The organism is Acidovorax delafieldii 2AN (assembly GCF_000175235.1).
Lineage (GTDB): Bacteria > Pseudomonadota > Gammaproteobacteria > Burkholderiales > Burkholderiaceae_C > Acidovorax > Acidovorax delafieldii_B.
Genome location: NZ_ACQT01000100.1, coordinates 1 through 13,267, shown reverse-complemented (window position 1 = coordinate 13,267; position 13,267 = coordinate 1). Strand labels below are relative to the sequence as shown.

Here is a 13,267-nt window from a genome sequence, read left to right as displayed (position 1 = left end):
GGGGGGCTGCGCTGTCCTGCGCTTCGGTGGCGGGCCGGGCATGCGCGGCGCGGCGTCGGCATCCAGGTCGAGCAGGGCGGCTTCCAGCGTCACGATGTCGTTGCGGTGGACACCGCGGCTCAGGGCCTTGAGTGCGGCGCGGCTGATGACGTGCTCCAGCTCGCGGATGTTGCCGGGCCAGGGATAGCGGCGCAGCGCCTCTTGGGCACCGGCCGAGAGCCGCAGGCTGCGCAGGCCCAGGCGTGCCCGGTTCAGCTCGAGAAAGCGGCCCGCCAGCAGCAGCACATCGTCGCCGCGCTCGCGCAGCGGCGGAATCGGCACGGGGTAGACCGACAGGCGGTGGTACAGGTCGGCGCGGAAGGCGCCATCGCGCACCTGTTCGCGCAGGTTGCGGTTGGTGGCGGCGATCACGCGCACGTCCACGCGGCGCGGCCGGTCGGCGCCCAGGCGCTGGATCTCGCCGTTCTGCAAGGTGCGCAGCAGCTTGGCCTGCACGGCCAGGGGCAGTTCGCCCACTTCGTCGAGGAACAGCGTGCCACCCTCGGCTGCCTCGAAGCGCCCCGGCCGGTCGGCCACCGCGCCCGAGAACGCGCCGCGCACATGGCCGAACAGTTCGCTCTCGGCCAGCGATTCGGGCAGCGCCGCGCAGTTCACATGCACCAGCGGCTTGGCGCGGCGTTTCGACTGGCGGTGCAGCAGCCGCGCAAACAGCTCCTTGCCCACCCCGGTTTCGCCCAGCAGCAGCACGGGCAGGTCGGAGCCCGCCACCACCTGCAACTCGTGCAGCAGGCGCGACAGGGGCGCGCTCTGGCCCACGATGTCCATCTCGCCATCGCCGCCGCGCGGCGCCCGTTCATCGTCGACGCCCCGCGTGTGGGGTGCCATGCGCAGGGCGTGCACCTCGCGCTCTAGCCGCGAGATGCGCACGGCGGCCTCCACCAGCACCTTGCAGTCGGCCAGCGCCGCGCGGGCCTGTGCGCCAAAGGTGCCGCGCAGGGCGTCGAGTGTGAGTGCGCCCCAGGGCTGCCCCTCCACCTGCAGGCTCACGCCCATGCAGTCGTGCACGGGCAGGGGCGCGCCCACCAGCGAGTCGAGCAGGCCGTCGTAGGGATCGGGCAGGGTGCTGTCGTGGTCGAAACTGGTCACCTCGCGGCGCGCCAGAATCGCGGCCAGACGGGGGTGCTGGCTGATGGCAAAGCGCCGCCCCAGCGCCTCGGGCACCAGGCCCACCACGGCCACGGGGCGCAGATGGTCTTCTTCCAGCTGCAGCAGGGCCACTGCACCGCAGTCGAAGCGCACCCGCAGGTGGTCCATCAGCCGCTGCAGGCGGATGGCCTGGGGCAGATCGGTGGCCAGGTCGGCCAGCAGGGCGGCGTCTTTCATGGTTGTTTATACCTTTAATGGGTGCATATTACCCAATAAATAGATGGTGAAAAATACCACGAACTCGGTAAGTGCTTGATTGAATTGACCCTGTTTGCTGGTCTGGGCTTTGCTGTAGTGGATGGGTGTACCGATCCAAGGCAATGACCCCATGACCCCTCACTTCAGCAACCGCATGGCCGCGCCCCGCGCCGCCATTCCCGGCCGGTGCCCCGGCTCCGCTCGTCCACCTCTTGCAGGCAGCCGCCCGGAGGCTCGCCATGGGTAACTACCGCAAACTCTGGTTCACGCTGATCGGCGTGCTCATCGTCACCTTCAGCCTGCTGGGCTTTTACGGGGCCGAGGTGTACCGCACGGCGCCGCCCATTCCCGAAAAGATTGCCACCGCCGGAGGTGAGGTGATCTTCACGCACGAAGGCATCCTCGACGGCCAGACCGCCTGGCAGTCGGTGGGGGGCATGCAGCTGGGTTCGATCTGGGGCCACGGCGCCTACCAGGCGCCCGACTGGACGGCCGACTGGCTGCACCGCGAGCTGTTGGCCTGGCTGGACCTGGCCGCCGAGCGCGAACACCACAAGCCCTTCGCTGCGCTCGATGCCGCCGCGCAGGCGGTGCTGCGCGACCGCATGAAAACCGAATACCGCACCAACACCTACGACCCGGCCACGGGCACGGTCACGGTCTCGACGGTGCGTGCCGATGCGATTGCGCAGACCGCGCTCTACTACGACCAGCTGTTCAGCGATGCGCCGGCGCTGCACCAGAGCCGCGAGCATTTCGCCATGAAGGAAAACACCCTGCCCAGCGCCGAGCGGCGCGCGCAGATGATGGGCTTCTTCTTTTGGACGGCCTGGGCCGCCGCCACGGAGCGGCCCGGTAGCGTGGCCACTTACACCAACAACTGGCCGCATGAGCCGCTCATCGGCAACAAGCCGACGGCCGAGAACATGGTGTGGTCGGTGATGAGCGTGGTGGTGATGATGGCGGGTGTGGGCTTTCTGGTGTGGGGCTGGGCCTTCCTGCGCAAGCATGACGAGGCCGAACCCACGCCGCCCGCGCACGATCCGCTCGCGCGGGTGCCGCTCACGCCCTCGCAGCGTGCCCTGGCCAAATACCTGTTCCTCATCGTGGCGCTGTTCAGCTTCCAAGTGATGCTGGGCGGCTTCACGGCCCACTACACGGTGGAGGGGCAACAGTTCTACGGCCTCAACCTGTCGCAGTGGTTCCCGTATTCGCTGGTGCGCACCTGGCACATCCAGAGCGCGCTGTTCTGGATCGCCACCGGCTTCCTGGCGGCGGGCTTGTTCCTCGCGCCGCTCATCAACGGCGGCAAGGACCCGGCCCACCAGAAACTGGGCGTGGACGTGTTGTTCTGGGCGCTGGTGGTCGTGGTGGTGGGCTCGTTCGTGGGCAATTACCTGGCCATTGCGCAGATCATGCCGCAGGGGTGGAACTTCTGGCTGGGCCACCAGGGCTATGAATACGTGGACCTGGGCCGCCTGTGGCAGATCGGCAAGTTCGCCGGCATCGCCTTCTGGCTGGTGCTCATGCTGCGCGGCATCGTGCCCGCGCTGCGCAAGCCCGGCGGCGACAAGAACCTGCTGGCGCTGCTCACGGCGTCGGTGGTCGCCATCGGCCTGTTCTACGGCGCGGGCTTCTTCTATGGCGAGCGCACGCACCTGTCGGTGATGGAGTACTGGCGCTGGTGGGTGGTGCACCTGTGGGTCGAGGGCTTCTTCGAGGTGTTTGCCACCACGGCGCTGGCCTTCATCTTCTCGACCCTGGGCCTGGTGTCGTACCGCATGGCCACGGCCGCCAGCCTGGCCTCGGCCTCGCTGTTCATGCTGGGCGGTGTGCCCGGCACCTTCCACCACCTGTACTTCGCAGGCACCACCACGCCCGTGATGGCGGTGGGCGCGGCCTTCAGCGCGCTGGAAGTGGTGCCGCTGGTGGTGCTGGGCCACGAGGCCTGGGAGCACTGGCGCCTGCAGCACCGCGCGCCCTGGATGGCCAACCTGCGCTGGCCCCTGATGTGCTTCGTGGCCGTGGCGTTCTGGAACATGCTGGGTGCCGGGGTGTTCGGGTTCATGATCAATCCGCCCATCGCGCTGTACTACATCCAGGGCCTCAACACCACGCCGATGCACGCGCACGCCGCGCTGTTCGGGGTGTATGGCTTCCTGGCGCTGGGCTTCACGCTACTGGTGCTGCGCTATGTGCGCCCCACCCTGGTGTTCAACGAGCGCCTCATGAAAACCGGCTTCTGGTGGCTCAACGCCGGCCTGGTGCTGATGATCGCGACCAGCCTGCTGCCCATAGCGCTGTTCCAGTTCCATGCCAGCGTGAGCGAAGGCCTGTGGTACGCCCGCAGCGAAGCGTTCATGCAGCAGCCCTTCATCCAGACGCTGCGCTGGGTGCGCACCTTCGGCGACGTGGTCTTCATCGTGGGCGCCCTCTCGGTGTCGTGGCAGGTGGTGAGCGGCCTGTTCGGCGCCCGCGCGCCCGTTCCGGCGGCCGGAGCCCATCTCGCCGGCGCGCGCGGCTGATGCCTCGCCCGCGCTGCAGCCGCCAACCGGGGCTGCAGCGGGGCCAACTTTTTCATTCCCACAAGGAGTCCCATCGATGAACATCGACAAATTCAAGCACCAGCACCTCGACATCCTGCGCAGCATCGACCTGCTGCGGCAACTGACCCATGCGGGCGTGGAACGCAATGTGGCCGAGATTGCGCAGCGCATCATCGCCATGAGCAGCACCATCAAGCTGCACCTGGCGGTGGAGGATCAGGCGCTGTACCCCGCACTGCAGCGCGGAGGCAACGCCGAGCTGGCGCGCATGGGCCGCCAGTACCAGAACGACATGGGTCCGATCGCCAGTGCCTACGACGCCTTCGCGCGCCGCTGGAACACGGCCGAAAGCCTGCGCACCGACGAGAAGGGATTCCGGGCCGAAGCCAACGTGGTGTTGCGCAAGGTGTACGAACGCATGCAGCGCGAAGACCGCGATTTCTATCCCCGCATCGAGGAGGAAGAGGCCGTGCACGCCTGACAGCGCCGCGCCTGCGCAACGCCGCCAACACACCGCACAGCGCGCCCGCACAGCACGGCCGCTTTCCCGTTCATCCATCGGCAGGGCCCTGCGCACCTTGCTTTCGCCGGCCTTCGAGCCGGCTTTTTTTTACCCCTGCTTACCGGCGCGTTTGTGTTTGATCAAACTACCTATAGTGTTTGATATGTATCGTGGACACCATAGGTAGTGTTTGAACCCCGTCACTTGTTTGGGAGAACCCATGGCGTCAACCCTTGTCACCCTGCCGCGCGAAGTCATCCAGCGCAGCGGGCAGCGTGTTCCTTTTGATGCCGAGCGCATCCGTGCCGCGCTGCAGCGCGCCGGCAAGGCCACGGACGAATTTGACGCCGCCGAGGCCGCGCTGCTCACCGCGCAGGTCGTCAAGGTGCTGATCCACCGCTTCCATGGCGAGGCCCCCACCGTCGAGCAGATCCAGGACGTGGCCGAGCAGACGCTGATTGCCGCCAACCACCTGGCCACGGCACGCGCCTACATCGTCTACCGCGAGCAGCACGCCACGCTGCGTGCCGACAAGCAGACGCTGGTGGATGTGGAAAGCTCCATCAACGAATACCTCACGCGGGCCGACTGGCGCGTGAACGCCAACGCCAACCAGGGCTACTCGCTGGGCGGGCTGATCCTGAACGTGGCGGGCAAGGTCACGGCCAACTACTGGCTCTCGCACGTCTACACACCGGAGATCGGCGAGGCGCACCGCAATGGCGACATCCACATCCACGATCTCGACATGCTCAGCGGCTACTGCGCTGGCTGGTCGCTGCGCACGCTGCTGCACGAGGGGCTCAACGGCGTGCCGGGCAAGGTGGAGGCGGGGCCGGCCAAGCACATGAGCTCGGCCGTGGGGCAGATCGTGAACTTTCTGGGCACGCTGCAGAACGAGTGGGCGGGCGCCCAGGCGTTCTCGTCGTTCGACACCTACATGGCCCCCTTTGTGCGCAAGGACGGCATGGACTACGCCGCCGTGCGCCAGTGCATCCAGGAGCTGGTCTACAACCTCAACGTGCCCTCGCGCTGGGGCACGCAGACGCCCTTCACCAACCTCACCTTCGACTGGACCTGCCCGGAAGACCTGCGCGAGCAGGTGCCCGTGATCGCGGGCCATGAGATGCCGTTTGCGTATGGCGACCTGCAGGCCGAGATGGATCTGATCAACCGCGCCTACATCGACGTGATGACCACGGGCGATGCCAAGGGCCGCGTGTTCACCTTTCCCATCCCCACGTACAACATCACCAAGGACTTCCCGTGGGAGAGCGAGAACGCGCAGCGCCTGTTCGACATGACGGCCAAGTACGGCCTGCCGTACTTCCAGAACTTCATCAACTCCGAGCTGGAGCCCAACATGGTGCGATCCATGTGCTGCCGCCTGCAGCTCGACCTGCGCGAATTGCTCAAGCGTGGCAACGGCCTCTTCGGCAGCGCCGAGCAGACGGGCAGCCTGGGCGTGGTGACGATCAACTGCGCGCGCCTGGGCCATCTGCATGCGGGCGATGAGGCCGGTCTGTTTGCCGCGCTCGACAGCCTGCTGGAACTGGGCAAGCAGAGCCTGGAGACCAAGCGCAAGCTCATCCAGCGCCTCATGGACCAAGGCCTGTTCCCCTACACCAAGCGCTACCTGGGCACGCTGCGCAACCACTTTTCCACGCTGGGCGTGAACGGCATCAACGAGATGGTGCGCAACTTCACCAACGGCCGCGAAGACATCACCAGCGAAGGGGGCCATCGCCTGGCCCTGCGCCTGCTCGACCATGTGCGCGAGCGCATGACGCAGTTCCAGGAAGAAACCGGTCACCTCTACAACCTGGAGGCCACGCCCGCCGAGGGCACCACGTACCGCTTCGCCAAGGAAGACCGTAAGCGTTGGCCCGCCATCCTGCAGGCGGGCACGGCCGAGCAGCCGTACTACACCAACTCCTCGCAGCTGCCCGTGGGCTTCACCGACGACCCGTTCGAGGCCCTGATGCGCCAGGAGCAACTGCAGTCCAAGTACACCGGCGGCACCGTGCTGCACCTGTACATGGGCGAGCGGCTGTCGAGCGGCGCCGCCTGCCGCGAACTGGTGAAACGGGCGCTCACCAACTTCCGCCTGCCCTACATCACCGTCACCCCCACGTTCTCTATCTGCCCCACGCACGGCTACCTGGCGGGCGAGCACCCGTTCTGCCCGCGCTGCGATGAAGAGCGCCTGGCGGCCAAGCGCGCCGCCATGGCGGCGTGAGCCATCCGCGCCGCCGGGTCATGGCGGCGGATTTGAGATCAAAACGCGCCGCAGCGCTTTCTAGATAAGAGCTTAATGCTATGTATTCAGGAGCATTGAGCGCTCCTGAATTTGGAAATACGTTCCCGCCGGACAGCGCCGCAATCCCGCTGCGCGTCCATTTTTACCAAGGAGAGGCCGCAATGAGCCATTTTTCAACCGCTGAACACGCCGCCGTCGCCGACGTTCAGCTCACCGATGCCGAGCGCCAGCCCTGCGAGGTCTGGACCCGCGTGATGGGCTACCACCGCCCCGTGTCCAGCTTCAATGTGGGCAAACAAGGCGAGCACCACGAACGCCAGTTCTTCGCAGAAAAGTGAACAACCTCCTGTGCGGCTGTGCCGCTTCCCTTTCTCTCGCAAAGCGTTGCTTTGCGGGAAGGGGGGCGCCACCAGCGCGACGGGGCGGCCCTTGCGCGGTGGCCGCTGGCTTGGGCCGCGCCGGGCGTACGCCCTGAACCTTTGATACCGTGAGCGAAACCCTTTTGCCTACCAACCGTTTGCGCGTCGGCGGCCTCACGCCGCTGACCACCATCGACTTTCCAGGCCGGCTTGCGGCGGTGGTCTACTGCCAGGGTTGTCCGTGGCGCTGCAGCTATTGCCACAACCCCGAACTGCTCGACGCCACGGCACCCGCCGCAGCGCCGTGGGCGCAGGTGCTGGCGTTTCTCGAAAGCCGCCGGGGCCTGCTCGACGGCGTGGTTTTCTCGGGCGGAGAACCCACGCTGCAAGCCGCCCTGCCCGCAGCGCTGGCCGAGGTGCGCGCCATGGGGTTCCAGACAGCGCTGCACACGGGCGGCATGTACCCCGATCGCCTTGCGGCCGCGCTGCCGCTGCTTGACTGGGTGGGGCTGGACATCAAGGGGCCCCGGCATCGGTACGACGCCATCACGGGCGTCCCGGACAGCGGGCGCAAAGTGCAGGAATCGCTGGCGCTGGTGCTGCGCAGCGGTGTGGATCATGAGTGCCGCACCACATGGCACCAGGGCCTTTTCGGCAACGACGAACTGTGTGCGCTGGCCGACACGCTGGCGGATGCGGGCGTGCGGCATTGGGCGTTGCAGGAATGCCGTGCGCCAGGAGCCGCTGGTGCAGTCATGCCCCAGCAGGCGGCGCACTGGAACGCGCAATTCACGTCCTTTGCGCTGCGCCGCGAGTGAGCGCTGGCGGCGGCGCATGCGCGCCGCCAGAGGGTCAGTCGGCGAAGCCGTGGGCCGCGACGTCGCTCAGATGCGCCCGCAGTGCGGGGTGCTCAGCCGCCACGGGTTCTCCGGCCTTGTACACCAGGCCCGTGCCGGTGCCCTGCGGATTCGCCAGGCGGCGCACCGACAGCATCTGCTGCGTTCCGGAGCTGGAGCGCATGGAATAACCTTCGCCGTCATTCACGCTGTAGGTGAAGAGATACGACCGCTGCAATTGCCCCTGGCTGTTGATCTTGACGCACAAGACGGAGCCCGCGAGGTTTCCGGATATCTGGTGTTCGCAACCGAACAGTCCGTCGGGGGAAGCCACCAGGCCATTGCCGGTGGAGGTGGGCCCCAGATTGGTCGCCAGTTGCACGGCATCCGACAGCAGGCCATCCGTGCCGATCGAGGTCAGGCTCCAGACGCCCACCAGGCTTGGCGCCGCAAACGGGTAGCCAAAATTGAAGCGCGAGATGGCTTTTTCGGGCTCGCCTGGAAGGGTGACGAAGCCGGTGGTTCCACTGGTGAAGCGGAAATTCGCCGTGCCGGCGTTGCCGGCTTCCTTGCCCGACAGTGCACCGCTTCCGAGGTAGCGGCCGCCTGAGTAGCGGATCAGCGCCGCTGACACCTGGTTGTTGGCAATCTTGCCAGAGGCCAGATAGAAAGTGGGTTGCCCGCTGCTTTCGTAGGCATACATCTGCATGACGAACGTGTCGTTCTGCACGTCGATCGCCAACCCGCGCCCCGGCTTGCCGTCCAGTTCGGACGAAACGACCCAGGTACCCGCTTGCGGTGCAAACGCATGTGCCAGGCCAGCGCTGATCAGCAGGGCCGTGGCGACGATTTTCTTCAGCATGGAACTCTCTCCCTTGAGGTTGTGGTGTTTTGAGATGCAACCCAGGCTTATACCGGAGAACGGTTTCAGCGTAACCAGAAGTAAGTCAAACGAAGGCGCCGAAAATGGTGCAGCAGGACGCCGGCGTGGGTCCGGCACCTAGGGGCAAGCGGCGGCTGTGTTCGTCCGCCGGATGGCGTGTCCGCGGGCGCGGCTAGCTGCCCACCACCCGCAGCACCTCGGCCCCGTAGGCCTCCAGCTTCTTCGCCCCCATCCCGGTGATGCCTTGCAGGGCCTCCAGCGTGGCCGGATTGCGCTCGGCAATGGCCGCCAGCGTGGCGTCGTGGAAGATCACATACGCCGGCAGGTTGTGCTCGCGCGCCACTTCGCCGCGCCAGGCCTTGAGGTTGATGAAACGCACCTGTGCGTCCGGGCCCAGGTTGGCTGCGGCGGCCGGGGGCGCGCTGCTCTTGCGTGTGCGCTTGGGCGAAGCCGACGACACCGATTCGCGCAGTTGCACCGGCACCTCACCGCGCAGCACGGCGCGCGAACCTTCGGTGAGGCACAGCGTGTCAAAGCTGTGGCCGCTGTCCAGCATCACCTTTTGCAGGCCCAGGGCGCCGGTGGCGATGAGCTGGCGCAGCACGCCGCGCAGCTGGGGTTCCGACAGGTCGGCGCCAATGCCGAAGGTGGAGATTTTTTCGTGCCCGAACTGCGCGACCTTTTCCGTCTTTTTGCCGCGCAGGATGTCCATGATGTGCCCCGTGCCAAAGCTGATGCCGCTGGCTTGGCTCACGCGGTAAATGGTGGACAGCAGCTTGCGCGCTGCGTCGGTGGCGTCCCACACGGCAGGCGGGTTCAGGCAGTTGTCGCAGTTGCCGCAGGGCGTGGACTGCTCGCCAAAGTAGGCCAGTAGCCGCACGCGGCGGCAGTCGGTGGCCTCGGCCAGCGCCAGCAGCGCATCGAGCTTGCCGCGCAGTGCCTGCTTGAACTCCTCGCCCGCCGGGCTTTCGTCGATCATGCGGCGCTGGTTGACCACGTCGTTCAGGCCATAGGCCATCCAGGCATCGGCGTTCAGGCCGTCGCGGCCCGCGCGGCCGGTCTCCTGGTAGTAGCCCTCGATGTTCTTGGGCATGTCCACATGCGCCACAAAGCGCACGTCGGGCTTGTCGATGCCCATGCCAAACGCGATGGTGGCCACCATCACGATGCCCTCCTCGCGCAGGAAGCGGTCCTGGTTCTTCTGGCGCACCTTCGTGTCCAGGCCCGCGTGGTAGGGCAGCGCGGTGATACCTGCGTCGCACAGCGTGGCGGCCAGCTCCTCCACGCGCTTGCGTGATTGGCAATACACCACGCCGGCCTCGCCCGCATGCTCGCGCTCGATGAAGCGCAGCAGCTGCGTAGTGGCGTCCTTCTTTTCGACGATGGTGTAGCGGATGTTGGGCCGGTCGAAGCTGCTGATGAACAGGCGCGCGTCTTCGAGCTGCAGGCGCTCGATGATGTCGGCGCGCGTGAGCGCATCGGCCGTGGCCGTGAGCGCGATGCGCGGCACACCCGCATAACGCTCGTGCAGCACCGTGAGCGCGCGGTACTCGGGGCGGAAGTCGTGGCCCCATTGGCTCACGCAGTGCGCCTCGTCGATAGCGAACAGGCTCAGGTGCCCGCCGCGGTAGAGACTGTCGAGAATGCCCAGAAAGCGCGGCGTGTTCAGCCGCTCGGGCGCGGCATACAGCAGCGTGATGTCGCCCGTCTGCAGGCGCAGCTCCACATCCTGCGCCTCGTCAAAGCTCAGCGTGGAGTTCAAAAAAGCCGCATCCACCCCCGCCTCGTGCAGTGCCCCCACCTGGTCGTGCATCAGCGCGATCAGCGGCGAGACCACGATGGTCACCCCGCGCCCCTGCCGCTGGCGCACGATGGCCGGCACCTGGTAGCACAGCGACTTGCCGCCGCCCGTGGGCATGAGCACCAGCGCGTCGCTGCCTGCGATCACATGCTCGACGATGGCTTGCTGGGGGCCTCGGAACTGCTCGTAGCCGAAGACGTCCCGCAGGACAGATTGAGAGGGAGACAAGGGGGAGGGCTTGATCGGGATGAATTACAAAATGCGGTTTGCTCGAGGGCATCCTCGCGGCGTGGATTGTCCGTCATTCGGCAACCGCCCTGGCCCTGCGCAATCTTTGTGGACTGCCAAGACCGGCGTGTCCATAATTCCCTGCGTCAAACCCGCCGATAAAGGATTGTTATGAAGCTCGTCATTGACGCCAGGAACGTCTCTGCCGCTGCCCGCATCAGCTGTCTGCTGCTGCCAGCAATGTTTACCGATCTGGCCTGGGGCCAGGCGGTGGTCGTGAACTATGCGCCTCTGTCGGCATTCGGCGTTCCGACCTTGCCTGCCGGGGCGTTGATCCTGCTGTCAGCGCTTTTGGCCTGCTCTGGCTATTTCGTATTGAAGTGGCGGGGGCGGGGCGTTTTCTCGGGTGGGCCCTGTTGGCTGTGGCCGCAAGCGTCACACTCGGATCGGCGCTGGTTTCGCGCGACGCCTGGGCCACGGCCTATTCCCCTACCTTGCTGGACCAGGCCCCGGGGGGCTCCACCACCGTCTCGGGCTATGGCGTGCATACCGTGCACAATTCAACAGGCACCACGCAACGCCTGATGGGGCTGACCCCAGACTTCAATACCGTCGTTGGCGGTTCTTCCTCCTGCGCCGTGGGCTCTGCCCTCGCGCCGGGCGGGGAATGCACGCTGAATCTGGTGGCGTCCTGTGCCGTGACGATCGGCCAGATGCAGTCGGGTACGCCATCGGCCGCCAAGGCCTGGGGTTGCTGACGGCGCCTCTTACAATTTATCCATGTCCCTGCCTATTTATACCCGCGCCGCGCAACTCCCTGACATCCTCGCCCAACGCATCGTCATCCTCGACGGCGCCATGGGCACCATGATCCAGCGCTTCAAGCTGGGCGAGGCGCAGTACCGGGGCGAGGGCTACAGCGGCGCGGATGGCGCGGGCGACCGCTTCAAGGACTTCGCCTACGACGTGAAGGGCAACAACGAGCTGCTCTCGCTCACGCGGCCGGACGTGATCCGCGACATCCACGAGCGGTATCTCGCGGCCGGCGCCGACCTCATCGAGACCAACACCTTCGGTGCGACCACCATCGCGCAGGAGGACTACCACATGGCGCATCTCGCGCGCGAGATGAACCTGAAGTCTGCCCGGCTGGCCCGCGCCGCCTGCGACAAGTACAGCACGCAGGACAAGCCCCGCTTTGTCGCCGGCGCCCTGGGCCCCACGCCCAAGACGGCCAGCATCAGCCCCGACGTGAACGACCCCGGCGCGCGCAACATCGACTTTGAAACATTGCGCGCCGCCTATTACGAGCAGACCGAGGCGTTGGTCGAAGGCGGCGCCGACGTGCTGCTGGTCGAAACGATTTTCGACACGCTCAACGCCAAGGCCGCGCTGTTCGCCATCGACGAGTTCTTTGAAAAGAGCGGCGAGCGCCTGCCCATCATCATCAGTGGCACCGTCACCGACGCCTCGGGCCGCATTTTGAGCGGCCAGACCGTGACGGCCTTCTGGCACAGCGTGCGCCACGCGCGCCCGCTGGCCGTTGGCCTCAACTGCGCCCTGGGCGCCACGCTGATGCGCCCCTACATCCAGGAGCTGAACCGCGTGGCAGAAGACACCTTCATCAGCTGCTACCCCAACGCCGGTCTGCCCAACCCCATGAGCGACACCGGTTTTGACGAAACGCCCGAGGTGACGAGCCGCCTGGTGCACGAATTTGCCGCCGAAGGCCTGGTGAACATCGTGGGAGGGTGCTGCGGCACCACGCCGGACCACATCGCCGCCATCGGCAAGGCCGTCGCGCCGGTCAAGACCCGGTCACTGTTCTACCGCGAAGCGGCCTGAGCGGGCTGGCCGCACGCAACGAACCGCCGGCCGCGCCGGAACAGGCAACCGACGGACATGATCAAGCACCTGCAGCTCAAGAATTTCAAGGCCTGGCGCGACAGCGGTCTGGTGCGGCTGGCGCCGGTCACCATGCTGCTGGGCAGCAATTCGTCGGGCAAATCCACCTTGCTGCAAAGCCTGCTGCTGCTCAAGCAGACCGCCGCCGCGCCCGACCGCACGGTGCACCTGAACCTCGGGGGCGACGAAGCCCACGACCTGGTCAGCCTGGGCAGCTTTGATGCGGTGCTGGCGCGCGGCAGCACCCCGCGCCAGTTCGAGATCGTGCTGGAGTTCGAGCGCCCCGAGGGCGAGCGCGTGCGGCAGGGACGGTTTGCCTGCAGCTACGCCACAACTGCCAGCGGCGCCGTGGTGGCGCAGGCACTGGCGCTGTCCACGGTGGCACGGCAGTTCCGGGCCGAGCGCCGCGAGCGCGGTGCCTATGCGGTATGGGTGGATGGCGAGCGCCAGGCACGGGGCAGGGGGCCGCAACTGGGGCCCGAGCGCTCCATCGCGTTTTCGGCCGAAGCCATTGCGCTGCTGGGGCCCGATGGTGGCCATCTG

The 13,267-nt window shown here is 66.6% G+C and carries 11 protein-coding genes; 8 read left to right on the top strand and 3 right to left on the bottom strand.

The genetic code is table 11. From position 1 onward, the window contains the following. A partial coding sequence (gene norR / locus ACDELDRAFT_RS13090; protein ID WP_005797493.1) for a nitric oxide reductase transcriptional regulator NorR occupies window positions 1-1,383 on the bottom strand: 1,383 nt, incomplete at its 3' end. A 260-nt stretch (window positions 1,384-1,643) separates the two neighbouring features. Between norR and ACDELDRAFT_RS13085 the strand changes: the two genes are divergently transcribed. From ACDELDRAFT_RS13085 to ACDELDRAFT_RS13070, 5 genes are all read left to right on the top strand, one after another. After that, window positions 1,644-3,929, top strand: a complete 2,286-nt coding sequence (locus ACDELDRAFT_RS13085) for a nitric-oxide reductase large subunit (RefSeq protein WP_005797490.1) — start codon at window positions 1,644-1,646, stop codon at window positions 3,927-3,929. 76 nt (window positions 3,930-4,005) lie between these two features. Then, complete coding sequence (locus ACDELDRAFT_RS13080; RefSeq protein WP_005797488.1) at window positions 4,006-4,431, top strand: hemerythrin domain-containing protein; 426 nt, start codon at window positions 4,006-4,008, stop codon at window positions 4,429-4,431. 241 nt (window positions 4,432-4,672) lie between these two features. Then, complete coding sequence (locus ACDELDRAFT_RS13075; RefSeq protein WP_005797486.1) at window positions 4,673-6,691, top strand: ribonucleoside triphosphate reductase; 2,019 nt, start codon at window positions 4,673-4,675, stop codon at window positions 6,689-6,691. Window positions 6,692-6,873: 182 nt separating this feature from the next. Then, window positions 6,874-7,050, top strand: coding sequence for an anaerobic ribonucleoside-triphosphate reductase (gene nrdD, locus ACDELDRAFT_RS25080; RefSeq protein ID WP_005797484.1), 177 nt, complete (start codon window positions 6,874-6,876; stop codon window positions 7,048-7,050). A 149-nt stretch (window positions 7,051-7,199) separates the two neighbouring features. Beyond that, the gene (locus tag ACDELDRAFT_RS13070) at window positions 7,200-7,889 is read left to right on the top strand and encodes an anaerobic ribonucleoside-triphosphate reductase activating protein (RefSeq protein ID WP_005797482.1); all 690 of its coding nucleotides are present in this window, start codon (window positions 7,200-7,202) and stop codon (window positions 7,887-7,889) included. A gap of 34 nt (window positions 7,890-7,923) precedes the next feature. Here ACDELDRAFT_RS13070 and ACDELDRAFT_RS13065 read toward each other — a convergent pair whose 3' ends face one another. Then, complete coding sequence (locus ACDELDRAFT_RS13065) at window positions 7,924-8,769, bottom strand: hypothetical protein (RefSeq protein WP_005797480.1); 846 nt, start codon at window positions 8,767-8,769, stop codon at window positions 7,924-7,926. 193 nt (window positions 8,770-8,962) lie between these two features. Further along, entirely contained in the window at window positions 8,963-10,819 is a 1,857-nt protein-coding gene (recQ, locus tag ACDELDRAFT_RS13060) for a DNA helicase RecQ (protein ID WP_005797478.1), read from the bottom strand. Between the two features lie 221 nt (window positions 10,820-11,040). On the opposite strand from recQ, the gene ACDELDRAFT_RS13055 reads away from it, so the two are divergent. The 3 genes from ACDELDRAFT_RS13055 to ACDELDRAFT_RS13045 all read left to right on the top strand — a co-directional run. Continuing rightward, the gene (locus ACDELDRAFT_RS13055; RefSeq protein WP_332375901.1) at window positions 11,041-11,577 is read left to right on the top strand and encodes a midcut-by-XrtH protein; all 537 of its coding nucleotides are present in this window, start codon (window positions 11,041-11,043) and stop codon (window positions 11,575-11,577) included. Between the two features lie 22 nt (window positions 11,578-11,599). Next, a complete protein-coding gene (locus tag ACDELDRAFT_RS13050; RefSeq protein ID WP_005797474.1) occupies window positions 11,600-12,664 on the top strand; it encodes a homocysteine S-methyltransferase family protein in 1,065 nt (354 codons plus the stop codon). A gap of 57 nt (window positions 12,665-12,721) precedes the next feature. Beyond that, window positions 12,722-13,267: AAA family ATPase (locus ACDELDRAFT_RS13045; protein ID WP_005797473.1), on the top strand; the 546-nt coding region annotated here is incomplete at its 3' end.